Genomic DNA, 24071 nt, shown 5'->3' with positions numbered 1-24071 from the left:
CATGGTCTCTTTGACTACCAAACCGATGACCCAAGCGACTACCCAACCCGGCAGCTCCGCCGGGCGCACTCTCCATCCAGCCCTGGGCACCACTGCACGGGTTCTTGGCCGCCGGGCATTCCAAGCGGCGGGAGTGGTTGTACTTGTCTCCACCGCATGTTTCGCTATGGTTCAAAGCCTTCCCGGCGACATCGCCTTCCGGATTGCCGCCGGCAGGTACGGGTATGACCAGGTGACGGCCGCGTCAGCGGACAGTGTCCGCGCTGAACTGGGCCTTGACCAGCCTGCCTGGCTCCAGTTCCTGGACTGGCTCGGTGGCTTGGTGTCCCTGAACCTCGGCAACTCCCTGGTCACTGGGGCAAGCGTGGCGGGGGAGCTTGGGCTCAACCTTGCCAGCAGCCTGCAGCTGGCTGCTGTTGCGCTGATTCTTGCACTGATGGTGGGGACGACGGCGGGAGCCCTGGCAGCTGCCCGCCCGGGCGGCATCCTTGACCGACTCACCACAGTCTGGGTGTCTGTCACGCGCGCGCTGCCGCCGTTCCTGCTCGGGCTGGTCCTGATCCTCCTGTTTGCCGTCCATCTGGGCGTGCTTCCCGCGGCGGGTCATGGAGAAGCGAAAAACATCGTGCTTCCTGCAGCAACGCTCGCCGTCGGTCTCTCCGGGCTCTTCGCGCGGGTCACCCGCGACACAATGGCGCAAATTCGGCAATCGGACTATGTCCGCTTTGCCGACACCAAAGGCCTCGGCAGCTGGCTTGTGTTCGTGCGGCACGTCATCCGAAATACCGGGGTGACTTTGATCGCCTACGTGGGCGTTCAGGTCCTGGTTCTCATCGAAGGTGTTGTGGTGGTTGAAAGCCTCTTCGCGTGGCCAGGTCTGGGCCACGCACTTGTCCACGCCATTTTCTGGCGGGACATCCCCATGATCCAGGCCGCAGCACTGGCGCTGGCGCTCCTTGTGGTCGCCATGAACACTCTCGTTGACCTCGCAACAGCAGCTGTGGATCCGCGCCCCCGCCACAAGGAGGCAGTACTGTGACTAATGCCGTCGCTATGCAAGAACTTCTTCCCGCATCAGCCGGGGACTCGAAACGGCCGAAATGGTTGGCTAATCGTTCGGCAACCCAGCTCGTTTCAGCCGGGCTCCTGGCAGTCCTGGTCATATTCGCCGTGGCCGGGCCGCTGATCTGGCCGGGACATGCAGTGCAGGACCTTTCCAGGTTCCTGGAGGCTCCAGGGGCCGGCGAACCGCTTGGCCGTGACCACCTGGGCCGCAGTGTTATTGCGCGGCTGGCCCACGCCACGCAGCTTTCCCTCGTGATGTCGGTGCTTTGTGTGAGCGCTGCCCTGCTCTTCGGATCGCTCGCAGGCATAGCGGCCGCCTGGCGCGGCGGCTGGATTGATTCGGTGCTGCACGGCTTGTCCGAGGTCTTCATCGCGCTCCCGGCTCTGCTGGTGGTTCTCGTTGTCTCGGCGATAGCCAACGGCGACCTCTGGACCCTCTGCCTGGGGCTGGCGTTGGCGCAGTGGGTGGAGTATTTCCGTATGGTCCGCGCCCGGAGCGGACTGGTCCTTGCCGGACCGGCGGTGGAAGCCGCTGGCCTGTTCCAGCTAGGCCCGGTCCACGTCATCCGACGGCACCTTTTGCCTGAGCTGCGCCCACTGCTAACCACTATGGCGACCTTCGGCGTCGGATCCTCCATCCTCGCACTCTCGACGCTGGGCTTCGTGGGGATCGGTGTCCGCCCGCCGACGCCCGAGCTTGGTTTGATGATTACCGAGGCGTTCCCCTTCTACCACGAAGCACCCTGGATGGCGTTGGCGCCCGTCCTGGTTCTCACCACCATCCTGATCGGGCTCCTGGGCCTGCGAAGCAAGGAGTCCCCAGCATGAGCCTGCGCCTCAACGACCTCGTAGTCAGCCACGCCGGCAAAGTCCTCGTCGAGACCGGCCAACTGGACTTCGAGCCAGGAAAGCCCGTAACGATTGTCGGGGAGAGCGGTTCCGGAAAATCCCTGCTTGCCCACGCAATCATGGGCACGCTCCCGCACAACCTCAAAGCACAGGGAAGCCTGGCTGTGGACGACCAGGTCTACGACGTCAGCGACCAGGCGAACAGGCGCAGGCTCTGGGGGCGCACCATGTCCCTTCTTCCCCAGGAACCTGTGCTTGCCCTGGACCCCACAATGCGCACCAGGGAGCAAGTGGCGGAGGGCGCTCCTACCTTCAGGACGGACAAACAAGGTGCCCGGCGCGCCGCTGACGCCCTGCTGGCCTCCCTGGGCCTGAAGCACGCTTCGGCAGCATTCCCGCACACACTCTCAGGCGGTATGGCTCAGAGGGTGGCGTTCGCCGCCGCAACCATCGGCGGAGCTCCCGTTCTCATCGCGGATGAGCCGTCCAAGGGCCTGGATCAACGCGCCCGGGCCGAGCTGGCGGAACTGCTCAGAAGCCATATCAAGAGTGGCGGCATCCTGCTGACCATCACCCATGACCTTGATCTGGCCCGCGAGCTCGGCGGGGAAGTCCTGGTTATGAAGGACGCGCATGTCGTAGAGAAGGGAGCAGCCGGCGAGGTGCTCGCCAATCCCGTTCACCCCTATACCCGCCGCCTGCTGGCCGCCGAACCATCACGCTGGAGGCATCAGTGGATGAGGGACCTCTCCGAGGGGACCGAGCGTGCCGACGGTCGGCATGGAGGGTCCATCGAAAGTTCGGGCACCCTGCTGGTGTCGGGTACGGGTCTCGGAAAATCATTCGGCGACCAAGAGCTCTTCACTGATCTGTCCATTGAAGTCAGAGCGGGGGAGCGGGTTGCATTAAGTGGCCCGAGCGGAAGTGGAAAAACAACCCTGGGCAATGTACTGCTGCGGCTCCTCCCGCCCGACACCGGAACTGTCCAGCACTCCGAGCTCCTGCAGCGGGGCCGGCTCCAAAAGCTCTACCAGGACCCCGCCCTGGCTTTTCCCGGGCGTGTACCACTTGCGGACTCACTGGGGGACGTTGTGCGGCGGCACGGACTGGACCACGCACGCCTTGAGGAACTGATGGGCTCACTGCGGCTTGCGCCCGAACTGCTTCACCGCAGGCCCGGGCAGATATCGGGTGGGGAACTGCAGCGGATCGCCATTATCCGGTCAATGCTCCTGGAGCCAGTTCTGGTCTTCGCTGACGAACCCACCTCCCGCCTGGACCTCATCACGCAGGAAGAGACGATGATGTGCCTGATGGAGCAGGTGGACAAGCTGGACTGTGCGCTGGTGCTGGTAACGCACGACGACGCCCTTGCCGCCGCGGTTACCACCCGCAGCATTGCGCTCGGTGCGCCATCGGCGGTGATTGAGCCCGAATTGGAGTTGGCAGCACAGTAAAAACGGACGCTGGATACAAGGGGATGCAGGAATCTGCATCCCCTTGTTGTTCGCGTCACCCTCGTCCGCGAACGTAAATGCGTAACTTTTGGCCTCGGCAGCCGCCTTCAGCCCCGAGATTCCAAGGTCTGCCACTCGGGTAGAAGCTAAAAGCTACGCAATTCGGCCGCGAAGGAGATTGCTCACACGGTTCTGCATCCCCTTGTTGTTCGCGTCACCTGTGCCGTACAGTATTGGATCAAGTCAATGTTTCAACTATCGAAACACGCGTTCGATTATAGAACAAACCATTGATCCAAACAGCCACACAGTGAAGCGAGGAAAGCCCGTGCAGTTCCACCATCACGGTTACGTATCCGGAGACCCGCGGGTCCAGCCAGCCGCCGGCGTCGGCATTGATCGGCCTGCGGAGCTTCCGGATGAGGTCGACGTGCTGATAGTCGGCACCGGACCTGCCGGCATGCTCACCGCTGCTCAACTGTCCCAGTTCCCCGGCGTCACCACCCGCATCGTGGAGCGCCGCCCCGGGAGGCTCGCTATCGGGCAAGCTGATGGCATCCAGGCCCGGAGCGTTGAGACTTTCCAGGCTTTCGGCTTCGCAGAGCGCATCATCTCCGAGGCGTACCGCATCACTGAAATGGCGTTCTGGAAGCCCGATCCCAGTGATCCGTCCCGGATCGTCAGGACCGCCCGTGCCGTCGACGATGAGGCCGGCATCAGTGAATTCCCGCACCTCATCGTCAACCAGGCCCGGGTGCTGGACTACTTCGCGGAGTTCATGCTGAACTCGCCAACGCGCATGGTGCCCGATTATGGCTTTGAGTTCCGCAGTCTTGAGGTCGCTGACGAGGGGGAGTACCCCGTCATCGTGACCCTTCTCCACACGGCCGGACCCAAGGAGGGCCAGGAGCGCACTGTCCGGGCCAGGTACGTCGTCGGTGCCGACGGCGCGCGCAGCAAGGTGCGTGAGTCGATCGGCTGCACTCTCGCCGGAGACCAGGCCAATCATGCCTGGGGAGTGATGGATGCCCTCGCCGTGACGGACTTCCCGGACATCCGCACGAAATGCGCCATTCAGTCCGGAACGGGCGGCAGCATCCTGCTGATCCCGCGCGAAGGCGGGCACCTCTTCCGCATGTACGTAGACCTTGGCGAGGTGGACCCGAACAACAAAGGAGCCGTGCGCAGCACCACCATCGAGCAAATCATCCACAAGGCGAACGAGATCCTGCACCCCTACACGCTCGATGTGCGAAACGTCGCCTGGCACAGCGTTTACGAGGTGGGTCACCGCCTCACTGACAGGTTCGACGACGTCCTCCCGGAGCAGCGCGGCACGCGCACACCGCGTGTTTTCATCACCGGCGACGCCTGCCACACTCACAGCGCAAAGGCCGGCCAGGGCATGAACGTGTCCATGCAGGACGGCTTCAACCTCGCCTGGAAACTGGGGCACGTGCTTGAGGGGCGGAGTCCGGAAACCCTGCTATCCACCTACTCCGCCGAGCGGCAGGTGGTGGCCAAGAACCTCATCGACTTCGACAAAGAGTGGTCCACCATGATGGCCAAAAAGCCCGAAGAGTTTGAACACCCCTCTGACCTCGAGGACTTCTACGTGCGCACCGCCGAGTTCCCCGCCGGGTTCATGACCGAGTACGCTCCGTCCGTGCTGGTGGCCACTGCCAAGCACCAAGAGCTGGCCGCGGGCTTCACCATTGGTAAACGCTTCAAGTCCGCGCCCGTCGTACGCGTTGGCGACACCAACCCGATGCACCTTGGCCATCACGCGACGGCGGACGGACGCTGGCGCATTTACGTCTTCGCCGATCCGGCCACCCCGTCCGGAAAGCCGGGATCTGATCAGAAGGGAACAGCGTCGCCTACCGAACAGTTTGCCGAGTGGATAGCGAGCTCGCCCGAATCGCCGCTGGCCGCAACGCCGTCGAGCGCGGATCCTGACGCCTGGTTCGACCTGAAGGTGATCTACCAGCAGGAGCATGCCGCTATCGACATCGGCGCCGTCCCCGCGGTCTTCAAGCCCCAGGTTGGCCCGTTCAAGCTCACCGACTACGAGAAGGTCTATGCAACGGATCCCACTGCCGACATCTTCGAACTGCGCGGCCTCCACCGCGGCGGAGTCGTTGTTGTGGTACGCCCGGACCAGTATGTGGCCAACGTCCTGCCACTGACGGCTACGGCCGAGCTGGGTGCGTTCTTCGCGCCCCTCCTCCCGGAGAAGCAACCCGCGACACTTCGGCCGGCGGCACCCTCGGCACCATAACCACGGTCTAGCGAGCAAATCTCTCGACCTGCCGGGCGTTCGTCGCTAATCTGGCACTCAAGATGTCGATTCAGGACACCGGATCGACCCGCGCAGGCAGAGGCGGCACCGGGTCGCCGTTCACGTGAAGGAGCACACCATGGGAATCCTCTCCGTTGACCTGTTCATCACCCTCGACGGCGTGTATCAGGCGCCCGGCGGTCCCGATGAGGATCGCGAGGGCGGCTTCGAATTCGGGGGTTGGCAGGGCGCCTATTTCGACGACGAGACCGGAGAGGCGATCGGCGCCGGCATCAACCGCATGGACGCCCTCCTGCTCGGACGCAAAACCTACGACATCTTCGCCGGATTCTGGCCCACCAGGGGCGGTGACGACCCGATTGCGGTGACATTCAACGCGCTGCCTAAGTTCGTCGTCTCACGTTCCCTCACCGAGCCGAAATGGGAAGGCACGACTGCGCTGCCGGACGTGGCGGAGGTGGCGGCTGTGAAGGAGCGGTTTGAGGACATCCACGTGATCGGCAGCGGGCATCTCGCACGGTCGCTGCTCGAGGCTGACCTCGTCGACCGGCTGAACCTCTTTCTCTATCCGCTCACCTTCGGATCAGGCAAGCGGTTATTCGCGGACGGCACCGGTGTCCCGGCGGCGTTCCGGTTCGCGCAGCCGCCGAAGGCGTTCCCGAAGGGCGCAGTCTCTCTTGTCTATGAACGCGCAGGTTCGCCGATCACGGGCGTCGATATCAGCCAGGGGTAGCGGCCTCGGGGTTGGCCCCGATGAAGTCCTACGCCCGTGGTGCCGGTTCGACGGACTCAACGGCATAGGGTTTGGTGGCCGACCGCTGGAGTGGGCGACGCAGGTGCATCTGGTACGGCCCGTCCGTTACCGTGGCCCGCGGATCCAACTGGACAACCAGGAGTGGTTCGGTGCGGGTGGCATCCAGCCGTACCACCATGCCGTCACGCCGTCCGTCCACGGACAGAGGGGTGGCGGGTTCCACCGCGGTCTCGTTAAGGCGTTCCTGATGTTCCTGCCCTGCCGCCAGGAACAGGATTCCATGGGCAACCCCGATGACTTTCAATGGGATCAAGGCGTCCGACGGCGGGAGTTGCAGTGAGGGGTGGGGTTGCCCTTCGTTTTCCTGCACCGAGGAGATCTTCTTCATGATCGCGTCGCATCCCGTGCACCCGTTTCGCTCGCCGACGTCAGCGAACAGGGTCACGCGCAGGCCCCTGGGTGCCTGGTCCCATGCTTCGGCGACAACCCGGCACCACGCCCTGTGGTAATCCGTTCCGTACTTGATCACATAGACCTGATCCTCGCCGAGGACTGGCATCCCGTTCCGTCGAGCGGCCGGTTCAACAGGTTTTAACTCGCCGAGGCCTCTCGCAGCCGAATGGTTCTTGGGGCTGCCCCTGAGGAACTTGCGAACCAACGGATTGTGTGACCGTTCTGGTCTTGCCACGGCTTGTGGGCCTTTCTGCGCTGCGGGGGTGCGTCACGATCGCACCTGAACTGAGCCCCTATCTAGCTTGCTGGGTCTCTGGCGAAATAGGAAACTGTGTCCACATTGCGCTGCCCAAGGCGGGCCGTAAGCAGAGCCGGCTGTGAGGTTGATTACCCTACCCCGGATAAATTTTGGTCAGGTCCGGACCCTGTCGGCCCTTCGTGGTTGTCACTACACTGGGACGCATGACCGAGCAGGAACCGGCCCGGAACAAGGCCGCTGAAGCTCCAGAAAGCGACCGTGTCCTCCCTGAGGAATCGGCCCTGACTTCGACGCAGGTCGAGGACGGTGAATCCCCGCACTTAACTGATCCGGACGCCGTCGACACTTCGCTGCGAAGTCCGGAACAGCGTTCCCGCACCTTCGCCGGGATCCTGGTGAACACAGCCCTGGCCAACATCACGACGAGCTACTTGTGGTTCGCGCTGACGTTCTGGGTGTACCTGGAAACGCGCAACGTAATCGCCACTGGGGTAGTCGGCGGTGCATATATGCTGCTGATTGCCCTTTCCAGCATCAGCTTCGGCACGTTCGTGGACCGATACCGCAAACTTGCCGTGATGCGGTTCGCCGCGGGTTTCACCCTGGTGATGTTCGTGCTGTCCGGAGTGATGTTCCTGCTGACACCAACGGCGCAGCTGCTGGACCTGACACAGCCGTGGTTCTGGCTCTTCACGCTGATCATCCTCGTCGGCGCCGTGGTTGAGAACATGCGCAACGTGGCACTTTCCACCATTGTCACCATCCTCATCGATCCGGACAGGCGGGCCAACGCCAACGGTATGGTTGGCATGGTGCAGGGGCTGGCCTTTATTGTCACCTCGGTGCTCTCCGGACTGTCCATCGGGTTGCTGGGCATGGGCTGGACGGTGGTCGTCGCCGTGGTGCTCACGATACTGGCCTTCGCGCATCTGCTCACCCTGCGCATGCCCGAGGAAGTGCGGGTGGCCACCACCGACGCGCACGGCGCGTTCGACCTGCGGGGTTCCATCGCCGCCGTGTTGGCCATCGCCGGACTCTTCGCGCTGATCCTGTTCTCCACATTCAACAACTTCATCGGTGGCGTCTACATGGCGCTGATGGATCCCTATGGCCTGGAGATGTTCCCGGTTGAAATCTGGGGAGCCGTCTTCGCGCTGGGGTCCACCGGCTTCATCATCGGCGGAGCGCTGGTGGGTAAGTTCGGGCTTGGAGCCAACCCGTTGCGCACCATGCTTTTCGCGGTGGTCGTCATGGGGGTCCTCGGTGCTGTATTCACAGTGCGGGAGTGGGCATGGCTGTACATCGCAGGCATCTGGTTGTACCTGGTTCTTATCCCTGTCGTGGAGGCTGCCGAGCAGACGGTCATCCAACAGGTGGTGCCGCTTCAACGGCAGGGCCGGGTGTTCGGATTCGCCATGGCGTTCGAGTCCGCCGCAGCGCCAATCACCGCGTTCCTCATCGCGCCGATCGCCCAGTTTTGGATCATCCCGTACGCGCGGTCCGACGACGGCGCCACCCAGTTGGCCCCGCTGCTGGGCGAGGGCGTCTCCCGCGGCATCGCCCTGGTGTTCCTGATCGCAGGGATCATCATGGTAGTGGCCGCGTTGCTGGCCTTCCTGACCCCGGTCTACCGCCGGGTTTCGGCCTCGTATGCGAAGGCAGCAGCCGAGGCGAAGCCAACGGCGGACGCGGACTCCCAGTCTGCTGGATGAGTAATCAATAAGTGGGAATGACGCACGGATGTACGGGCCGGCGTCGATTAAGAGCGAGGAGATAGCCATGGGCGAGGCAACGGCGGATGCATCATCGGAGCTGATGGTCGATCTCATCATCTCCCTGGACGGATATGCCTCGGCGGAGGGGTGGCCGGGTTGGTGGGGCCTCGAAGGGCCTGAATACCTGGCTTGGCTCAAGCAAGAAGCGGAGAAAAACTACACCTTCCTTTTCGGAGCCAACACCTATCGGCTGATGTCCGGCATGTCAGAGCAGGCCGCGGCTGAGGACTCGGCATTCTCCGAAACCGAGGGCGCCAGCCTGACCGGCCTTGCAGCCGTGCCCAAGATCGTATTCTCCTCCACCCTCCAAGCGCCGCTGACCTGGCCGAACTCTGAGCTGGTCACTGGGGACGCCGTCGAGGCTGTGGCGGAGCTGAAACGGACCGGGACCAAACCCTTGAGCACCCTCGGCAGCCTCAGCCTCTGCCGGTCATTGCTGACTGCTGGCCTCGTGGACAGGTTCCGGCTGGTCGTATTCCCGGTCATCACGGGCAGCACCGGCCGGGAGCGGATCTATGACGGCTATCCCGACGTCGCCCTTGAGATGGTGGACAGCAGGACCTTCGACGGCCGGCTCCAACTGCTCGAGTACATCCCCACAGTCCTCACCGGTCCGCCGGGCAGCGGCACCGATTGAAGAATTTTGTGCCGTGGTCATGGGCGCGAATCATGACCACGGCCGTCAGTATTCCTAGGCTTGAGCCAGTTGGGGGTACAGAGCCTCGAGGGGTGCACTGAGACCGGCCTTGAGCTGCACGGACAGCTCGTCGGCGAGAACCTCGTACTGGCCGGCTTCGACGGCATTCAATACTGTGCGTACAAGATCGGCCGGATCCGTTTTGGGATCGGTGCTGTGCGCGGCCATGGCAGTGTCGACCCACCCGACGTGGACGCCCACCACGTGGACTCCTTCGGGGGCGAGTTCCAGGCGCAGCGAGTTGGTGGCCGACCAGAGGGCAGCCTTGGTGGCGCTGTAGATGCCACCTACGGCGTACCAGCTCATTGCCGAATGGATGTCGATGATGACGGAGTCGTTCTGCGCTGACAGGATCGGTGCGAATGCGCGGGCGAGAAACAGCGGGCCGAGGAAGTTCGTCTCCACGTTGTTCCGGATTTCCTCATCGGTGTGCGTAAGGATGCCGAAGCTGGCCGGGGAGGCGCCGGCATTGTTGATCAACACATTGACGTCGCCTGCGGCCTCGACAGCGGCCTGAATGGAAGCGGGGTCGGTAACGTCGAGCGTGAGCGGGACTATGCGCTCGTCATCCCAGGTACGCGGGGTACGGGCAGTGGCGTAAACCTTGCTGGCGCCGCGGGGGAGGGCATCGTGCACGAAGTGGGTTCCGATGCCGCCGTTTGCTCCGGTGACCAGGACGACTGCTCCATTGAGTGAAGGCATATCACGAACTTTCTGGTTATAAGTTGTCTCCGCAGCAGCCGCTGCGGAGATTGATCTGCCACCGTTGACCGGTTTTTGCCGGGTGGAATGAACAAAACAATCCGCTCGAGAAATGGTGACTATGCTCATAACCGAGTGTCCTCAGTTTCTATTCCCAACGTGCACCCGGCCTACTCTGCCGATGGCCGCTTCCGTTGCTGCTTCGTGGTCGAGCGGTGTTCCTTTGCGGCCAGCCGCCGCCGGTTCGATGCCCGCGTGGGTTTGGTTGCCCGGCGGGGAACTGCCTCGGGAGCAAGGCCTTCCGCTACGAGGTCGGAAAGCTTGGTCAATGCGATCTCTCGATTGCGCAGCTGAGAGCGCCGCTCGGAAGCGGTCACGGTGATCACGCCGTCGACGAGGCGTCGCTCGAGACGTGTAAGCAGCATCAGGCGTTGAGCGTCCGAAAGCACAGCAGAAGCGGCGACGTTCCACGAGAGTTCAACGCGGCTATCGGAAGTGTTGACGTGTTGACCGCCAGGCCCGGAGGAACGCGAGAACCGCCAGCTGAGTTCCGAGGTGGGAATCGTGAGCGCGGGCAACACCTCAAGATCCATGCAACCAGCGTCGCACAAGACGGGCGTTACGGAAGCATCCGCATTTAGAGCTTGCTGAGCGTTCCTGCGGCACGGCCCATGGAACGCCGTGAAATGAGTTCTGAGGCCAGGACATCGCCCTGCAGGTGGGTGGTTCGGTTGATCTGGCCAAGCAGCTTGTGGCTGAGCTCCGGCCGCAGGCGAAGACCCTCCTCGGGGCGCAATCCGGTAAATGCCTGGACCTCTTCGGCTTCGATACCCGGGATGGTGCAGTGGTTGATATCTACACCTGCGATGGCGGCATGAACCAGAACTGGACTCTCGACTCCTCTGGGCAGCTCGTCAATGCCCACTCCGGCAAGTGCCTGGACGTCAAAGGCCAGTCAACCTCCAACGGCGCCGTCGTGCAGCAATGGTCCTGCACGGGAGGCGCCAACCAGAAGTGGACCTATAACCAGGTCACCCGGGAGCTTGTCGGGCAGCAGTCGGGCAAATGCCTGGATGTAAATCAGGCCAGTACTGCAAATGGCTCCCGCGTGGTGATCTGGAGCTGCAGCAGCCAGACCAACCAGCAGTGGACCATGCGGTCAGAACAAATAGGGTTGGTGCGGGTTCTTCCCGGAGGCCCGCACCTCCTTATCCTTCTACGTGTGGAGGCCGGTTTCATGGATCCACACGGTCATGTCTGCCTGGCCACGGTTCGCCCAGGAGAAATAAGGCACGGCTGTCAGCGCCACTGGCTTCGCGTCAGGCGGGGATGTCGGATAAAGCTCCCCGTCATGGGATGGACTGAGGGCAGTTGCAGCGGCGTGAAGGGTTACGGCTCCGGTGCGGTCGTCTGCGACCGCCCTCAGCTCGCTGGATCGGGGCAGGGTAATACTGCGCACGGGCACGTTGTGATCGACGCCTTCAAGGCAGTACACAAGCGGCCCCCATGCCAGCGCCACTTTGCCCGTTGTTGAGGCAATGTTGGGGTTGGCCCACGTCCGTCGGGGTGCAAGATTCAGGTCCAGGCTCACTGTGTCACCGTCATCCCAAGTGCGTGTCAGGGACAAATAACCGTTACGGACACCCGTGATGTCCAGCGGCAGGCCGTTGAGCGTCACCGTCGGTTTGCTCCAAGACGGGATACGGACGGAAAGGGTGAACTCGGCGGCCTGGGGTGTACTCACGATAATTTCCGTTTTGCCGTGTCGTGGGTAGTCGGTTATCTGGCGGAGGGTGATGTCGCCAACGTCCAGTGTGAATCGTGCGGTGCCCGCGATGAACAGGTTGATTAACGCTTCGTTGCTCCCCAGGGAGTATGCGTAGCGCCCGAGTTCACTCAGGAGCCTGGCCAGGTTGGGAGGGCAGCAGGCTACGCCGAACCATTCCTGACGATGCACATTGCCGCTGCTTGCAAGCGGATTGCCGTAAAAGTAGCGCGTTCCGTCCGCTGAGGCGCCACTTAAGACGCCGTTATAGAGGGCACGTTCCAGGACGTCGATGTAGCGCCCGTCGTGACGGGTGTTGGCCATCCTCTGGGCCCACTGAACAAGGCCGATGGCGGCGCAGGTTTCAGCGTAGGCATCTTCGTTCGGGAGGTCGTAATCGGGGCCGAATCCCTCGATGGAGTGGTTCGAGCCGATGCCGCCGGTGATGTAGAGCTTTTTGTTGGTCAGGTTCTCCCAGAGCACGTCGCATGCTTTGGCGAGTTCGGTGTCACCATACTCGGCTGCAAGGTCAGTCAGAGCGGAATACATGTAAACAGCCCGTACCGAATGCCCGACCGCCTTGTCCTGAATGGCGACGGGCTTATGGCTCTGGTTGTACTCCCGGAAACGCTGGACTTGCTCGGGCCGCTGCGGGAAGAAGCCGGCGAAGTAGCCCTCGTTGCCACGGCGCTCCAACTCAATGTCGAAGTAGAACGGCTGCCGCCCCCGGTTCGTGATCAGCTGATGGCTCAGCTCGAGATACCGGCGCTCCCCGGTTGCACGGTACAGCTTGACCAGAGCGAGCTCGATTTCCGGATGCCCGTCGTAGCCGCCTTCACACGGCCCGCCAGGGCTGAATGTCGTGGCAATAAGGTCGGCGTACCGTCGGACGATCCCCAGGAGACTGGTTTTGCCGGTTGCCTGATAGTGGGCAACACCGGCTTCAATAAGATGACCGGCACAGTACAGCTCGTGCCCGTCCCGCAAGTCGGTGAACCGATCACCAGGCCGAACCACAGTGAAGTAGACGTTAAGGTAACCGTCCTCCTGCTGGGCGCCGTCCAGAAGCTCGATCGCCTCGTCCACTGCAGCCTCGAGTTCCGGATCCGGGGAAGTGGCCAGGCAGTGGCTTGCTGCTTCGATCCATTTGGCGACGTCGCTTTCCCAGAAGATGTGTGGCTCAGGTTCACCGGCCTTCCAGGCCAGCTTCAGTGCTTCAAACTGACCACCTTTCCGCATCTGCTCTTCCTGCTGGGGCAAGGTCCGGCTGCGCACGACGTCACGTTTGGGCGACCAGAAATGGTCATCTATAACGACAGCCGCGAGGGGCAGCGGCGACAGGGGGCGCCCGGTTCGGGCAATGGCTTGGGATGCCATGGTTTTGATCCTTCTAATGATGAAAAAGCCGTTCGAAAAGCTTTTCGAAAGGCTTTTCGAAGCCCAAATGTAGTAGCGTGGATCTGCAGCTGTCAAGAGAGAGGGAAGTGTTCATGGGAGCTCAACCGTCCGACACAGCACCCCACAAAAACCCAACGCTGGCAGATGTGGCAGCTGCCGCGGGAGTTTCAATAGCGACCGCTTCAAAGGCGTTGAGCAATCGCTACGACGTCGCCGAGACAACGAAGGTGCGCGTTCTCGAGGCTGCCGAGGAGCTTTCGTTTTCACCGAATCTCCTGGCCCGCGGGCTGCTCGGCGGCCGAACTCAGTCTGTTGGAATCATCACCAGTGATCTTGAAGGCCGATTTTCACTCCCGATCATGATGGGAGCCGAAGGCGCCATGGCCGCCGACAGGTCCACGGTACTGCTGTCCAATTCGCGGGGAAATCCGGAGCTTGAACTACAACACGCCAAAGCGCTATTGAGCCGCCGTGTAGATGGACTGCTACTCGTCGGCGATACTCCCGAGCCCAGGCCGCCGCTGCGTCTGCAGACAGTCGTGCCCGTCGTCTACGTCTACGCTCCGTCGCAGGATCCTGCCGACACGTCGTTCGTCTGCGACAACGCAGCATCCGCAAAGCTGGCCACGGAAAGACTCATCGGCGCCGGCCGAAGAGCGATTGTGCATCTGGGAGGTCCAGCGCAGTCGTTGGCTGCAATTGACCGGGCCGAAGGCACACGTCTGGCTGCAGCGGCAGCGGGACTTGAACTCATTGGGGGCGCGCCGGCGATGGGGGATTGGCACGAAACCTGGGGCTGGTCCTCGGTGCATCGACTCCTCGACGAAGCCAATGAATTCGACGCGCTGGTCTGCGGTAACGATCAGATTGCCCGCGGGGCAATGGATGCGCTGGAAGCGCGAGGGCTTCGCGTACCCGGAGACGTTGCCTTGATCGGGTTCGATAACTGGTCCGTGCTGTGCGCGGATGTGCGACGACCGTTCTCCAGCGTCGATTTGAACCTGGACGGGCTCGGGCGTGCGGCCATCCAAACACTCATCACCCCCGGCGCACCCGTTGCTGGAATCCATAAACTCTCCGGCCTCATCGTGGACCGGGGGAGCATTGAGTGACCTGATATTCCTGAATCAATAGAGGAAGCCTCTGCCGATTGGTAGAGGCTTCCTCTCTTTGAGGTCGATGCTGGCTGCCCCCTTGACAAAATAAATGAGTGAACTCATAATTGAGTGAACTCGTACATTTGGGCCGCATGCCCATATTCACAACTTCCACCAACCAGGAGCAGGCAGCATGAGAGCGTTCGTCATCAAGGAATACAAGGGTCCGCTGCAGGAATCGGATGTCCCCGAGCCAACAGTGGGGGAGCGCGATGTGCTCGTGCGGGTACAGGCTGCAGGTCTGAATGTGCTCGACGAGAAGATCCGTGCGGGGGAGTTCAAGCAGATCCTGCCGTACAAGCTGCCTTTGATTCCCGGCAATGACGTTGCCGGAACGGTCATCCGTGTGGGCGCCGCGGTACGCGCTTTCAAGCCGGGGGACGAGGTTTACGCCCGCCCGGATCAGGACCGTATTGGTACGTTTGCAGAACGGATCGCGGTCGATGAGGCTGATCTGGCTCTGAAGCCGGAATCCATCACCATGGAGGAGGCCGGCTCCTTGCCCCTGGTCGCCCTAACGGCGTGGCAGGCCCTGGTTGAGCGCGGCAATGTCCGGCCGGGACAGAAGGTCCTTATCCACGCAGGCGCCGGGGGAGTTGGTTCGATAGCGATCCAGCTCGCGAAGCATCTCGGTGCAACGGTCGCCACCACGGCAAGTGCCGGAAACCTGGACTTCGTGCGCGATCTTGGAGCAGACATCGCCATCGACTACCGCAGCCAGGACTTCGAACAGCTCCTGAGCGGTTACGACCTTGTGCTGGACAGCCTCGGCGGCGAGACCCTTCAGAAATCCCTGCGCGTGCTGAAGCCCGGCGGTAAGGCAATCGGGATTTCCGGACCCCCAGACCCGGATTTTGCCCGTGAAGCCGGACTGAATCCCGTGCTGCGCCTTGCCATCAGCGGCCTTAGCGCGGGCATCCGCCGTCAGGCCAGGAAGCTGGGCGTCAGCTACGAGTTCCTGTTCATGCGCGCCAGCGGGGACCAGTTGCGCAAGATCACCGCCCTCATCGACAGCGGTGCATTGCGCCCGATCGTCGGACGGGTTTTCCCCTTCGACCAGACTGTCCAGGCACTTCAGGGCCTGGACAAGGGCGGCATCCGCGGCAAGGCCGTCATCAGCAACCGCTAGCCCTGCCCGCAACCAGGCGATCACGCCCCTCCCACAAAGACAACTCACATCTCATCCCATAGGAGCACCATCATGATTGCCTTGAATGAACCCGTCATCACCTCTTACGCCAAAGCACCGGCCCGCACCATCAATGCGGGAGGCTTGAGCTACGCCTACCGTGAACTTGGGCCCAAGGGCGGCATCCCGGTCGTCTTCTTCATCCACCTGGCCGCAACCCTGGACAACTGGGACCCGCGGATCATCGATCCCATCGCGAAGAACCGCCACGTCATCACGTTCAATAACCAGGGCGTCGGCGCCTCGACCGGGCAGGTGCCCGACAGCATCGAAGCGATGGCCGAGGACGCCTACACCTTCATCACAGCCCTCGGATACGAGAAAATCGATGTGTTTTCCTTCTCCCTCGGCGGCATGGTCGCCCAGGCCCTGGTTGCCAGGCACCCGGAACTGGTCCGCAAGCTTGTCCTCACCGGAACAGGCCCCAAGGGTGGCAAAGACATGCACAAGGTCATCGGAACCACTTATTACGACATTCTCCGCGCAACCCTGACCCGGTCCGATGCCAAGGAATTCCTGTTCTTCAACCGCGACGCCGCCGGCAAGCAGGCCGGGAAAGCGTTCGTGAAACGACTCGAGGAGCGCACTGCAGATCGCGACGCACCTATCACGATCAAAGCCTTCCGGACCCAGCTGCAGGCGATCAAGAAATGGGGGCTAAGCACGCCGGCAGACCTCTCGAAGATCACCCAGCCCACCCTGATCGCCAACGGAGACAACGACCGGATGGTCCCGTCGGTCCTGTCAGAGGACCTGCACCGCCGCATCAACGGCTCCGAGCTGATCATCTACCCCGGCTCCGGCCACGGCGGCATCTTCCAGTTCCACGACAAGTTCGCACCGATCGCCGTCGAGTTCCTCACCAACTGACCACACCGAAAACCCACAAAGGACGAGCTAATGTCCAACACGATTCCGTACACGAAAAAGCCGTTCGCATCATCAATCATGCTGTGGATCCGCACGGATCAGCCCCGGCAGCAGGGGATGGACTATTGGAAGGGCCCCCACTCCAAGATCATCTCGCCGACCCCGGGGTTCAATGAGTACCGCCAGATCCACCTCGCCGAGACCAATCCCGGGCTGTGGCCGGCCAGCGCCGGGCTCGAGACGGCCATCCCCACAGACCGGCGGATCGATGGCGTCGCCGAAGTTACCTTCGCCTCCGTGCTCTCTCCGTTACTGGGCCGGAAGCAGACCCGTCTCGCGTACCAGGACGAGATAAACGTGTTCCGACGCACCCTGCTTTACGCCGGGCTGCCCAACTCTGCCCGCTGGTACGACGTCGCAGGCCCCGGTAAGAAAACGGGCGCCCGGGCCCTGATCTACCTCAGGAGACGCGAGGGCATCGGCACCCGGACTTTCCGGAAGTTCGTCACCGACGAGCTGGTGCCCGCACTCGCGAACCCGGGCGCGCTGACAGAACTCCGAACCCAGGTATTCATGCCTTGGAACGAGAAGCTGTGGGACACCCCTAACGTCGCCCACGACAACCCTGAAGACCAGCGCTTCCATGCCTCAATAAGCCTCGGCTTCGCAGATAGCCCAGCGCGCGCCGCGTTCTTCGAAAGCAGCACGGTCAGGAACATGTCCGATTCCCTGGCGTCGGTAGCGTGCGCCGTCCATGCCTACAACGTGACCGCGGCGCTGACCTATGTGAAGGATGGCGGCATCCTCCCGCATTACCAGGCGTAGACGCACGCAGTCTTACTCGGTACGAGGATGACTGCGTGAAAGAATGAACCGACAACAGATTCGAGCTAAAGCAGTTCTGACTATGCTCCCGAACCAGCAAAATCAGGACATTTTTCCGGAGGAAACGTAATGTCAGTCACCCCCCAGCAGGTTGGACGGCGTGAGCGGAACAAACAGCACAAGCTCGACCGCATCACGGCAGCAGCCCTCGAGCTCTTCTCCGAGTTTGGTGTGGATGAGGTCACTACCCAGCAGATCGCCGACAAAGCTGATATCGGCACGGGCACCCTGTTCCTCTATGCCAAGACCAAGGCTGAGCTGCTCCTGCTGGTACAGAACTCCACCTACGCAGATGCACTGGTCAAGGGCAGGGCGAACGCCGAGGGCATCCCCGATGTACTGGAGGCTGTGATGGCGATCGTCCGTCCGGTGGTGGAGTGCAACCGTAAACAGGTCGACAACGGCCGGACATACCTCCGGGAGCTGGTGTTCGGTGACCCTCAGGAACCACACCACCGCGAAGCCCTCACCCTGACCGTTCAGACTGAGGAAGCCATGGCTGGTGTGTTGGGGCGTGACCCGCGCGTCGAGCCCGGGGATGCCGCAAAGCTCGCGCACATCATCTCGGCCATTATGTTCGTCAGCATGGCTGCCACCATCAACATTTCCAGCTCTGTGGACGAAATCCTCACTCAGATCGGCGAGCAGGTCCGGGTTCTCTTGCCGATGCGCTAATCCTGAATCCAGCGAGGAATAGCCGCACTTTCACGGGAGAACAGCGGCAACCGCGCTGATCTCCACGAGCGCGCCGGGTACGCCCAGCCCGGCGACACGCGCCCCGGTGACCAGAGCAGGTTCCTCGAAGGCGAGTTGCGAGGCAATCGCACCGTAGGCGGCTGCAAGATCGACGCCGTCCACAAAGAGCACCGTCCATTGCACGACATCAGCGAAAGTCGCTCCGGCCGCGGCGAGGGCTATTCTGGCGTTTTCGAGGGCGCGGGCAGACTGCACGGCCACGTCGCCTTCACCGACGAGCGAACCCTCGGCATCGACGGCGTTCTGTCCCCCAACGTAGGTGGTGGTGGCGCCGGGAGGCACGATGGCCACATGGCTGAAGGCGGGGCTTGAAACAAGCCCTTCAGGACGGATGCGTTGAATGCGTGCCATGCCCGGTGGCCTTGAACTCAGGTGAGTTGCGAGAACATGTCGTTCCCGCTGGCCGTCGTGGCAGGAACGTCCTGGAGAACATCCCAGTGCTCGATGATTTTGCCGTCGTGGTTGAAGCGGAAGATGTCGACGCCGGCAGAATTGAACGTTTTGTAGTGCGCATGGACGACGACGAAGTCGCCCTCCGCTATAACACGGTGGACTTCAACGTCGACTGGACCGAACTGCTCGAAAAAACTCTGAACAGCCTGTAAACCATCCCCCGCCATGGGATTGTGTTGTTTATAGTCGTTCACGATCACCTCGCCGAAGGCCTGCGTGTCACCGGCCCGAAAGGCGTCGAAAAGACGTGCCACGGTCTCTTTGTTTGACTCTGTTGATGCCATGATTGGACCTCCTGCCGACCGGTTTCGCTCACAGGTTACGCGCGGACGTCACAGCCGACAAGGGTTCCGGGATGCCGATGCAAACCCCCGTGCGTCAGCTGGCGACGCCGGCAGTTATCTGCTGGCCGTTGAAATACTCAAGCTGCCAGCCGTCAACGGGGTGATGGTGGGCAAGGTTCAGGGTGGCGTTGTCGATGCTGTGCAGGGTGCGGCCGATGGCTCGGCTGAGGCTTAGACGGAGGAGCGTGCCGTGAGCGATGATAAGGACGCGTCCGCCCGGAAATTCCTCGGCCAGTGCTTCCAGGGCGTCCAGCCCCCGGCCGGCGGCATCGTCCTCGCTTTCTGCGCCGAGGTAGCCACCGGGGATGCGCAATGCGTCCAGGTCGGGGCCGGCGCACAGGCCTTCCGCGGGTCCGAAGCTCCGTTCGGCGAGCTCGGGTACGCGCCGGGCCACGTGCTGCCCCAGCCCGGCGGCAATCAGATCGGCGGTTTCAGCGGCACGGCTCAGCGGTGAGGATACGATCGCGTCCCATTCGTAGCCGGAAAGGACGGCGACGGCGTCGCGTGCCTGGCCACGGCCGACGTCGTTCAGCGGGATATCGGTGGATCCCTGCAGCCGGCGCTGCGCATTCCAATCTGTTTGACCATGGCGGAGGAGGGCGAAAGTCGTAAGAGTCACGTGTTCATTCTGCCCCGGCAGCGGTGCAAGCACCGAACCAGCAGCTCCTTGGACAGCGGTTCATTACAGCCAAGGAGTTATCACGTCACGTCTTGGGGGCTTTGGCAGCGGCCTTTGCAGCCTGCTTGCTGGCTCGCACTTTTTTCAGCGATTCCTGGTCAACGATGTCGGCGACAGACAGATATGCGTTCTGCTGGCCATAAGCACCGGCCGCCTCCCGCCAGCCTTCTGCCTGAAGCCCGCGCTGCTTGCCGAGCAGCGCCAGGAAGATCTTCGCCTTCTGCTCGCCGAACCCTGGCAATTCCTTCAGCCTGCGGAGTACTTCCCGTCCATCCGGGTCGTCCCGGGTCCAGATGGCAGCCGCGTCCCCATCCCAGTCCCGCTGTATGGTTTCGGCGAGCGCCTGGACCCGGCCGGCCATAGAGCCCGGGAAGCGGTGAACGGCCGGGCGCTCCTTAAAAACTTCAACAAAGCCCGCTGGGTCGTATTCGGCGATTGCGGCTGGGGCCATTGAGCCGATGCGCGTCCGGATCTTTTCGGGTCCGGCAAAGGCGGATTCCATGGTCACCTGTTGGTCGAGGAGCATCCCGACCAGGAGTGCGAAGGCGTCATTGCTGAGCAGTTGGTCGGCGGCGGAGTCGCCAGTGATATGCAGGTCCATGCGCCAATCTTCCCATGGGCCGTGTTCGGGGTCAGGGGAAGTTGCACTGAGTTACAAGGCTTGTGGCTCGATTGAGTGGCCGAGGCTTGTGATCAGCCGGGCAATGGAATCTTCGGGGGTCGGCACTGTGCCGAAGACTTCCCGTTGCCGGGTGATCTCTGCAATGTAGCGGCCGCTCTGGAACCAGGCGATCATCGAACCCAGATCCTTCAACATGGGGTTTATCGGTCCAAGGAGGGTGCTCATCGTGCGGACGAGTCTGGTGGGGATGGCCTGCACCCTCATCCGCTTGCCGACGAGCCGCCCGGCGATCCCGGCCACCTGTTGCATGCTGATCGGCCTGTCCCAACCGATATCGATTCGTTGACCCTCGACGCCGGGGGCGTCCACTGCCGTTGCCAGGTAACCCGCCACGTCTGCCGTGAGCACAAATGAGAGCGGGATTCGGGGGTCGCCAAGCCATCTGAAGCGTCCATTGCGGATGGGGTCACCACCGAAACGGGTTACCTGGTCAAAGAACGCGCCAGGCCGCACAGCCACGAATGGTACGCCCAGGGCTTCAAGCCGGTCCTCGGTCAGCTTCTTGTGCCAGAAGTGCGGAACGCCGGGGGTTTGGTCGCAGGTAAGGATGCTCGTCAGGACGAATCTACGCACCTTGGTGGCGCTCGCTGCATCAACAAGGTTGGCGTTGCCGATGACGTCGGTTTCTGGTGTGTCACCCTTCCGATGCCGGGTATATCCTGCCGCGGTAGTGATCACGCAGTCGACGCCGTCCATCGCCCGCCTCAGCGAACCCGGGATCATCATGTCGCCACGGGCAATTGTGGCCCCGGCGGCTTTCAGACGGGTCGCATCCGAGCCGACACGAACCAGGGCGCGTACTTCTTTTCCGCGTGCCAGCAGCTCGTTGACCACCTGGCCGCCCAGCATGCCGGTACCGCCCACCACCAACACCGGTCCATTGTCAGTCATCGCCGCCCCCCGCCGGGTTGTGAAACATCAAGTTCCGTCACGACGTACTCGTAGCCCGTGCGGACGAGCTGCTCCAGGACTGCAGTATCCACGTGGTACCCGAAGCCCACAATGCTGGGACCCCACATGACGGCGGCCTGCCCGGTGGCCTCGGACATGATCCGGAGAAGGGCAAAGCCGTCCTCCCGGCGGGTGGGATGTTCAACGGAAGATAGGAACTCCTCGACGCTTGCGCCGGTCGGGACGGTCTTGTTTTCGGCCATACACGTAGTGTCCCGCAAAAAGTTCGCGGCTGGCGGCATCTTCTGTCCGGACCTTCAACTACTGGACTGCCAACACCCGGCAGAGACGTTTTTTGTCCCGCTAACCAGGCTGAGGAAATCGATTGCCTGCGTTCACCATCACGGCTAAAGTAACTGGAAAGCATTCGCCGAGGCCTGATACATATGATCTATCCGTTCGAGTACCTGCCTCTTTAAACAAGATGCAGCAGGAGAATGGTTCATTGGGTTTATGGGCGGGTCTGAATCCATCCGACCTTTTGGGCGTCCAGCTGTTGTGGTCACCCGGGCCTCCGGTTAGCTTGTTTCCTTGACTCTTCCGCACAAAATTATCCAATGAGAGTAAGCCAATGACAGTGAACCACCCTCAGCAGCCCCACCTCGAAGCAGTCATCGAGTGGGCTCACCCCGGGTTGCACCTGCGGTTCGACCACGCCGATGACCACCCTGTCCGGCTCATCCACTGGGCGACCGGCCCGGATGGCGTGTCGTTGGTGGCAACCTCGCCGATCGTAGACGTGAGCACTGCCGGGGAGCAGCGCGCCCGCCTCAACCAGAGCCTCCTGCTGTGGGGTGCCGGCCTCCGTCTCCGCTACGCCGGTCACAAAGCCCTGGGCGATGAGCTGCGGATTCGCCAGCGTGATCAGGAGAGCGGCGTTGAAGTGACCAGTGTTTTCCGGGCAGCAGGGCCAGGGGTCCAGATCAAGCACACCGTCCGCAACGGCGCGGAGGCCGATCTCGTGCTCCTCTCTGTGAGCTCCGGACTCGTGGCCGTCCCGGAGGGGGAGTACGACGTGCTCTGGGGTGAAAGCGAATGGCTCGCCGAGGGACGCTGGCATCAGCGTCCACTCTCCGAACTGTTGCCGGATATCAGCCCGGCGTTCCACAACCGGCAACCGCGCGGGAACTTCGCGGTGACCAGCCATGGTTCCTTTTCGAGCGGCGAGTTCCTGCCCACCGGAGTCCTCGCCATCACCGACGGGCCCTCCTTCGCATGGCAGGTGGAGACCAGCGCGGGCTGGCATTGGGAGGTGACACAGACCGAGGGCACGGTCACCGTCGGCGTGTACGGTCCGACTGATCTGTATCACCAGTTCGCCGAACGCCTGGCTCCCGGAGGTGAGTTTACGACGGCGCCCGCCGGGTTCTGCGTCGCCGAGGGCGGACGGGACGCTGCCTTCGCGGCGCTCACGGATTACCGCCGTGCCATCCGCGAAATGCGTCCGGTCGATGCAGGCCTTCCGGTGGTCTACAACGATTTCATGAACACGCTCATGGCCGGTCCATCCACGGAGAAGGAGCTGCCGCTCATCGAGGCGGCGGCGAAAGCGGGTGCGGAGTACTACTGCATCGATGCCGGATGGTTCGGCTCGGGCAACTGGTGGGCGGACGCGGGCGACTGGCGAGAGGCCCCCGGAAAGTTCACGGGCGGGCTGATCTCGGTTATCGACGCGATCCGCGCCAAGGGGATGCGCCCGGGTCTCTGGCTCGAACCCGAGGCCGTCGGCGTCGATGCCCCGCTGGCCCGGCGGCTGCCGGAGGAAGCATTCTTCCGGCGGCACGGACGGCGTGTCAGCGAGACCGGGCATCTCCAGCTCGACTTCCGGCACCCTGCGGCGCGCGCGCACCTGGACGAGGCCGTGGACAGGCTCGTGGGCGAGTTCGGGATCAAGTTCTTCAAGCTCGACTACAACGTCAACTCGGGCGTCGGCACCGACGTGGACGCTGAGGGGCCCGGGGCCGGGCTCCTGGGACACACCCGGGCCTTCCGTGACTGGCTGAGCGACACCCAGGGGCGGCACCCCGAAGTCCTGTTTGAGAGCTGCTCCTCGGGCGGAATGCGCATGGACTACAACCTGCTGTCCGTCGCGCACCTGCAGTCCACCAGCGACCAGCAGGATTTCCGCCGGTACGCGGCGATCGCCGCTGCCGCGCCCGCGAGCGTCCTCCCCGAGCAGGCCGGGAACTGGGCGTACCCGGCCGCGTCGATGAGCGTTGAGGAGACGGCCTTCGCCATGACGGCGGGCGTGATGGGCCGGCTCTATCTCTCCGGTTTCCTGGGCGAGCTCGACGCCGGGCGGTTCGCGCTGGTGCGCGAGGCAGTTGCGCTCCACAGCGATTGGCGCCACCGCATCGCCAAGGCACATCCCGTATGGCCGCTCGGCCTCCCGGGATGGGAGGACGAGGTGATCGCGCTGCAATTGGACGCCGGTTCCGAGTCGCTGCTGGCGCTTTGGTCGCGCGGTGGGGAGGCAGAGATCACCCTGCCAGGCCTGCGTGGGCGGACCGTCGAGCAGGTCTATCCCGTCACCCTGCCACAGTGGAAGATCCGCACGGATGAAGATCTGCCGGTCATTAAGGTTCCGGCCGGTCCCGCCGCCCGGATCTTCGCGGTGCGGTGAGGAGGC

The 24071-nt window shown here is 62.7% G+C and carries 24 protein-coding genes and 1 pseudogene; 14 read left to right on the top strand and 11 right to left on the bottom strand.

Annotated features, from left to right (window positions below; genetic code table 11):
* Position 1 precedes the first annotated feature (1 nt).
* The 5 genes from MU551_RS13740 to MU551_RS13720 all read left to right on the top strand — a co-directional run bounded on the left by MU551_RS13740 (position 2) and on the right by MU551_RS13720 (position 6406).
* Entirely contained in the window at positions 2 to 1039 is a 1038-nt protein-coding gene (locus MU551_RS13740) for an ABC transporter permease (RefSeq protein WP_247045467.1), read from the top strand.
* The gene (locus MU551_RS13735; RefSeq protein WP_247045465.1) at positions 1036 to 1893 is read left to right on the top strand and encodes an ABC transporter permease; all 858 of its coding nucleotides are present in this window, start codon (positions 1036 to 1038) and stop codon (positions 1891 to 1893) included. The genes MU551_RS13740 and MU551_RS13735 overlap by 4 nt, the downstream gene beginning before the upstream one ends.
* Complete coding sequence (locus MU551_RS13730) at positions 1890 to 3371, top strand: ABC transporter ATP-binding protein (RefSeq protein ID WP_247045462.1); 1482 nt, start codon at positions 1890 to 1892, stop codon at positions 3369 to 3371. Before MU551_RS13735 ends, MU551_RS13730 begins: the two co-directional genes overlap by 4 nt.
* 328 nt (positions 3372 to 3699) lie before the next feature.
* The gene (locus MU551_RS13725) at positions 3700 to 5652 is read left to right on the top strand and encodes an FAD-binding monooxygenase (RefSeq protein ID WP_247045460.1); all 1953 of its coding nucleotides are present in this window, start codon (positions 3700 to 3702) and stop codon (positions 5650 to 5652) included.
* Between the two features lie 139 nt (positions 5653 to 5791).
* The gene (locus tag MU551_RS13720; protein ID WP_247045459.1) at positions 5792 to 6406 is read left to right on the top strand and encodes a dihydrofolate reductase family protein; all 615 of its coding nucleotides are present in this window, start codon (positions 5792 to 5794) and stop codon (positions 6404 to 6406) included.
* A gap of 28 nt (positions 6407 to 6434) precedes the next feature.
* Here the strand turns inward: MU551_RS13720 and MU551_RS13715 are convergent, their stop codons facing one another.
* Positions 6435 to 6986 carry a hypothetical protein gene (locus MU551_RS13715; protein ID WP_247045457.1) on the bottom strand — a complete coding sequence of 184 codons (552 nt, stop codon included), beginning with the start codon at positions 6984 to 6986 and terminating at the stop codon, positions 6435 to 6437.
* Between the two features lie 356 nt (positions 6987 to 7342).
* On the opposite strand from MU551_RS13715, the gene MU551_RS13710 reads away from it, so the two are divergent.
* Together MU551_RS13710 and MU551_RS13705 are read left to right on the top strand one after the other, a co-directional pair.
* Positions 7343 to 8851 (top strand): MFS transporter, encoded by a 1509-nt coding sequence (locus MU551_RS13710; protein ID WP_247045455.1) that lies wholly within the window; start codon positions 7343 to 7345, stop codon positions 8849 to 8851.
* Positions 8852 to 8918: 67 nt separating this feature from the next.
* The gene (locus MU551_RS13705; RefSeq protein WP_247045453.1) at positions 8919 to 9551 is read left to right on the top strand and encodes a dihydrofolate reductase family protein; all 633 of its coding nucleotides are present in this window, start codon (positions 8919 to 8921) and stop codon (positions 9549 to 9551) included.
* 54 nt (positions 9552 to 9605) lie between these two features.
* On the opposite strand, the gene MU551_RS13700 is transcribed toward MU551_RS13705, so the two are convergent.
* From MU551_RS13700 to MU551_RS13690, 3 genes are all read right to left on the bottom strand, one after another.
* A complete protein-coding gene (locus tag MU551_RS13700) occupies positions 9606 to 10313 on the bottom strand; it encodes an SDR family oxidoreductase (RefSeq protein WP_247045451.1) in 708 nt (235 codons plus the stop codon).
* 170 nt (positions 10314 to 10483) lie between these two features.
* Complete coding sequence (gene arfB, locus MU551_RS13695; protein WP_247045448.1) at positions 10484 to 10906, bottom strand: alternative ribosome rescue aminoacyl-tRNA hydrolase ArfB; 423 nt, start codon at positions 10904 to 10906, stop codon at positions 10484 to 10486.
* Between the two features lie 44 nt (positions 10907 to 10950).
* Positions 10951 to 11238 (bottom strand): hypothetical protein, encoded by a 288-nt coding sequence (locus tag MU551_RS13690; RefSeq protein WP_247045446.1) that lies wholly within the window; start codon positions 11236 to 11238, stop codon positions 10951 to 10953.
* On the opposite strand from MU551_RS13690, the pseudogene MU551_RS23630 reads away from it, so the two are divergent.
* Positions 11122 to 11469, top strand: a pseudogene (locus MU551_RS23630) (RICIN domain-containing protein); the annotation flags it as partial. The gene MU551_RS13690 and the pseudogene MU551_RS23630 sit on opposite strands and share 117 nt — an antisense overlap.
* A 60-nt stretch (positions 11470 to 11529) precedes the next feature.
* On the opposite strand, the gene MU551_RS13685 reads toward MU551_RS23630, so the two are convergent.
* Positions 11530 to 13455 carry a glycoside hydrolase family 127 protein gene (locus tag MU551_RS13685; protein ID WP_247045445.1) on the bottom strand — a complete coding sequence of 642 codons (1926 nt, stop codon included), beginning with the start codon at positions 13453 to 13455 and terminating at the stop codon, positions 11530 to 11532.
* 113 nt (positions 13456 to 13568) lie between these two features.
* On the opposite strand from MU551_RS13685, the gene MU551_RS13680 reads away from it, so the two are divergent.
* The 5 genes from MU551_RS13680 to MU551_RS13660 all read left to right on the top strand — a co-directional run bounded on the left by MU551_RS13680 (position 13569) and on the right by MU551_RS13660 (position 18252).
* Positions 13569 to 14588, top strand: a complete 1020-nt coding sequence (locus MU551_RS13680; protein ID WP_247045443.1) for a LacI family DNA-binding transcriptional regulator — start codon at positions 13569 to 13571, stop codon at positions 14586 to 14588.
* 178 nt (positions 14589 to 14766) lie between these two features.
* A complete protein-coding gene (locus tag MU551_RS13675; RefSeq protein WP_247045441.1) occupies positions 14767 to 15762 on the top strand; it encodes an NADP-dependent oxidoreductase in 996 nt (331 codons plus the stop codon).
* 72 nt (positions 15763 to 15834) lie between these two features.
* Positions 15835 to 16692 (top strand): alpha/beta fold hydrolase, encoded by an 858-nt coding sequence (locus MU551_RS13670; protein ID WP_247045440.1) that lies wholly within the window; start codon positions 15835 to 15837, stop codon positions 16690 to 16692.
* A 30-nt stretch (positions 16693 to 16722) separates the two neighbouring features.
* Positions 16723 to 17517: a strictosidine synthase gene (locus tag MU551_RS13665; RefSeq protein WP_247045438.1), complete on the top strand. Its 795-nt coding sequence runs from the start codon at positions 16723 to 16725 to the stop codon at positions 17515 to 17517.
* Between the two features lie 129 nt (positions 17518 to 17646).
* The gene (locus MU551_RS13660) at positions 17647 to 18252 is read left to right on the top strand and encodes a TetR/AcrR family transcriptional regulator (protein ID WP_247045436.1); all 606 of its coding nucleotides are present in this window, start codon (positions 17647 to 17649) and stop codon (positions 18250 to 18252) included.
* A 30-nt stretch (positions 18253 to 18282) separates the two neighbouring features.
* On the opposite strand, the gene MU551_RS13655 is transcribed toward MU551_RS13660, so the two are convergent.
* The 6 genes from MU551_RS13655 to MU551_RS13630 all read right to left on the bottom strand — a co-directional run bounded on the left by MU551_RS13655 (position 18283) and on the right by MU551_RS13630 (position 21645).
* Positions 18283 to 18684, bottom strand: a complete 402-nt coding sequence (locus MU551_RS13655; RefSeq protein WP_247045434.1) for a RidA family protein — start codon at positions 18682 to 18684, stop codon at positions 18283 to 18285.
* 17 nt (positions 18685 to 18701) lie between these two features.
* Complete coding sequence (locus MU551_RS13650; protein WP_247045432.1) at positions 18702 to 19070, bottom strand: nuclear transport factor 2 family protein; 369 nt, start codon at positions 19068 to 19070, stop codon at positions 18702 to 18704.
* A gap of 94 nt (positions 19071 to 19164) precedes the next feature.
* Complete coding sequence (locus MU551_RS13645) at positions 19165 to 19749, bottom strand: histidine phosphatase family protein (RefSeq protein ID WP_247045429.1); 585 nt, start codon at positions 19747 to 19749, stop codon at positions 19165 to 19167.
* Positions 19750 to 19834: 85 nt separating this feature from the next.
* A complete protein-coding gene (locus tag MU551_RS13640) occupies positions 19835 to 20410 on the bottom strand; it encodes an HhH-GPD-type base excision DNA repair protein (protein ID WP_247045427.1) in 576 nt (191 codons plus the stop codon).
* 51 nt (positions 20411 to 20461) lie between these two features.
* On the bottom strand, positions 20462 to 21382 hold the full coding sequence (locus tag MU551_RS13635) for an SDR family oxidoreductase (RefSeq protein ID WP_247045424.1): 921 nt from the start codon (positions 21380 to 21382) through the stop codon (positions 20462 to 20464).
* The gene (locus MU551_RS13630; protein ID WP_247045422.1) at positions 21379 to 21645 is read right to left on the bottom strand and encodes a hypothetical protein; all 267 of its coding nucleotides are present in this window, start codon (positions 21643 to 21645) and stop codon (positions 21379 to 21381) included. The genes MU551_RS13635 and MU551_RS13630 overlap by 4 nt, the downstream gene beginning before the upstream one ends.
* Positions 21646 to 22013: 368 nt before the next feature.
* Between MU551_RS13630 and MU551_RS13625 the strand changes: the two genes are divergently transcribed.
* On the top strand, positions 22014 to 24065 hold the full coding sequence (locus MU551_RS13625; protein WP_247045420.1) for a glycoside hydrolase family 36 protein: 2052 nt from the start codon (positions 22014 to 22016) through the stop codon (positions 24063 to 24065).
* Positions 24066 to 24071 lie beyond the last annotated feature (6 nt).

It is taken from the genome of Arthrobacter rhizosphaerae (assembly GCF_023062595.1).
Classification (GTDB): Bacteria; Actinomycetota; Actinomycetes; order Actinomycetales; family Micrococcaceae; genus Arthrobacter; species Arthrobacter rhizosphaerae.
The sequence above is the reverse complement of the archived record's forward strand: the minus strand, read 5'-3'. Positions and strand labels throughout refer to the sequence as shown.

What these genes read in the sequence shown, in the direction of transcription:
- MU551_RS13740 (WP_247045467.1), top strand. Translation starts at nt 2, where the DNA reads ATGGTCTCTTTGACTACCAAACCGATGACCCAAGCGACTACCCAACCC.
- MU551_RS13730 (WP_247045462.1), top strand. Translation starts at nt 1,890, where the DNA reads ATGAGCCTGCGCCTCAACGACCTCGTAGTCAGCCACGCCGGCAAAGTC.
- MU551_RS13720 (WP_247045459.1), top strand. Translation starts at nt 5,792, where the DNA reads ATGGGAATCCTCTCCGTTGACCTGTTCATCACCCTCGACGGCGTGTAT.
- MU551_RS13715 (WP_247045457.1), bottom strand. Translation starts at nt 6,986, where the DNA reads ATGCCAGTCCTCGGCGAGGATCAGGTCTATGTGATCAAGTACGGAACG.
- MU551_RS13710 (WP_247045455.1), top strand. Translation starts at nt 7,343, where the DNA reads ATGACCGAGCAGGAACCGGCCCGGAACAAGGCCGCTGAAGCTCCAGAA.
- MU551_RS13705 (WP_247045453.1), top strand. Translation starts at nt 8,919, where the DNA reads ATGGGCGAGGCAACGGCGGATGCATCATCGGAGCTGATGGTCGATCTC.
- MU551_RS13700 (WP_247045451.1), bottom strand. Translation starts at nt 10,313, where the DNA reads ATGCCTTCACTCAATGGAGCAGTCGTCCTGGTCACCGGAGCAAACGGC.
- arfB (WP_247045448.1), bottom strand. Translation starts at nt 10,906, where the DNA reads ATGGATCTTGAGGTGTTGCCCGCGCTCACGATTCCCACCTCGGAACTC.
- MU551_RS13685 (WP_247045445.1), bottom strand. Translation starts at nt 13,455, where the DNA reads ATGGCATCCCAAGCCATTGCCCGAACCGGGCGCCCCCTGTCGCCGCTG.
- MU551_RS13680 (WP_247045443.1), top strand. Translation starts at nt 13,569, where the DNA reads ATGGGAGCTCAACCGTCCGACACAGCACCCCACAAAAACCCAACGCTG.
- MU551_RS13675 (WP_247045441.1), top strand. Translation starts at nt 14,767, where the DNA reads ATGAGAGCGTTCGTCATCAAGGAATACAAGGGTCCGCTGCAGGAATCG.
- MU551_RS13670 (WP_247045440.1), top strand. Translation starts at nt 15,835, where the DNA reads ATGATTGCCTTGAATGAACCCGTCATCACCTCTTACGCCAAAGCACCG.
- MU551_RS13665 (WP_247045438.1), top strand. Translation starts at nt 16,723, where the DNA reads ATGTCCAACACGATTCCGTACACGAAAAAGCCGTTCGCATCATCAATC.
- MU551_RS13660 (WP_247045436.1), top strand. Translation starts at nt 17,647, where the DNA reads ATGTCAGTCACCCCCCAGCAGGTTGGACGGCGTGAGCGGAACAAACAG.
- MU551_RS13655 (WP_247045434.1), bottom strand. Translation starts at nt 18,684, where the DNA reads ATGGCACGCATTCAACGCATCCGTCCTGAAGGGCTTGTTTCAAGCCCC.
- MU551_RS13650 (WP_247045432.1), bottom strand. Translation starts at nt 19,070, where the DNA reads ATGGCATCAACAGAGTCAAACAAAGAGACCGTGGCACGTCTTTTCGAC.
- MU551_RS13640 (WP_247045427.1), bottom strand. Translation starts at nt 20,410, where the DNA reads ATGGACCTGCATATCACTGGCGACTCCGCCGCCGACCAACTGCTCAGC.
- MU551_RS13635 (WP_247045424.1), bottom strand. Translation starts at nt 21,382, where the DNA reads ATGACTGACAATGGACCGGTGTTGGTGGTGGGCGGTACCGGCATGCTG.
- MU551_RS13630 (WP_247045422.1), bottom strand. Translation starts at nt 21,645, where the DNA reads ATGGCCGAAAACAAGACCGTCCCGACCGGCGCAAGCGTCGAGGAGTTC.
- MU551_RS13625 (WP_247045420.1), top strand. Translation starts at nt 22,014, where the DNA reads ATGACAGTGAACCACCCTCAGCAGCCCCACCTCGAAGCAGTCATCGAG.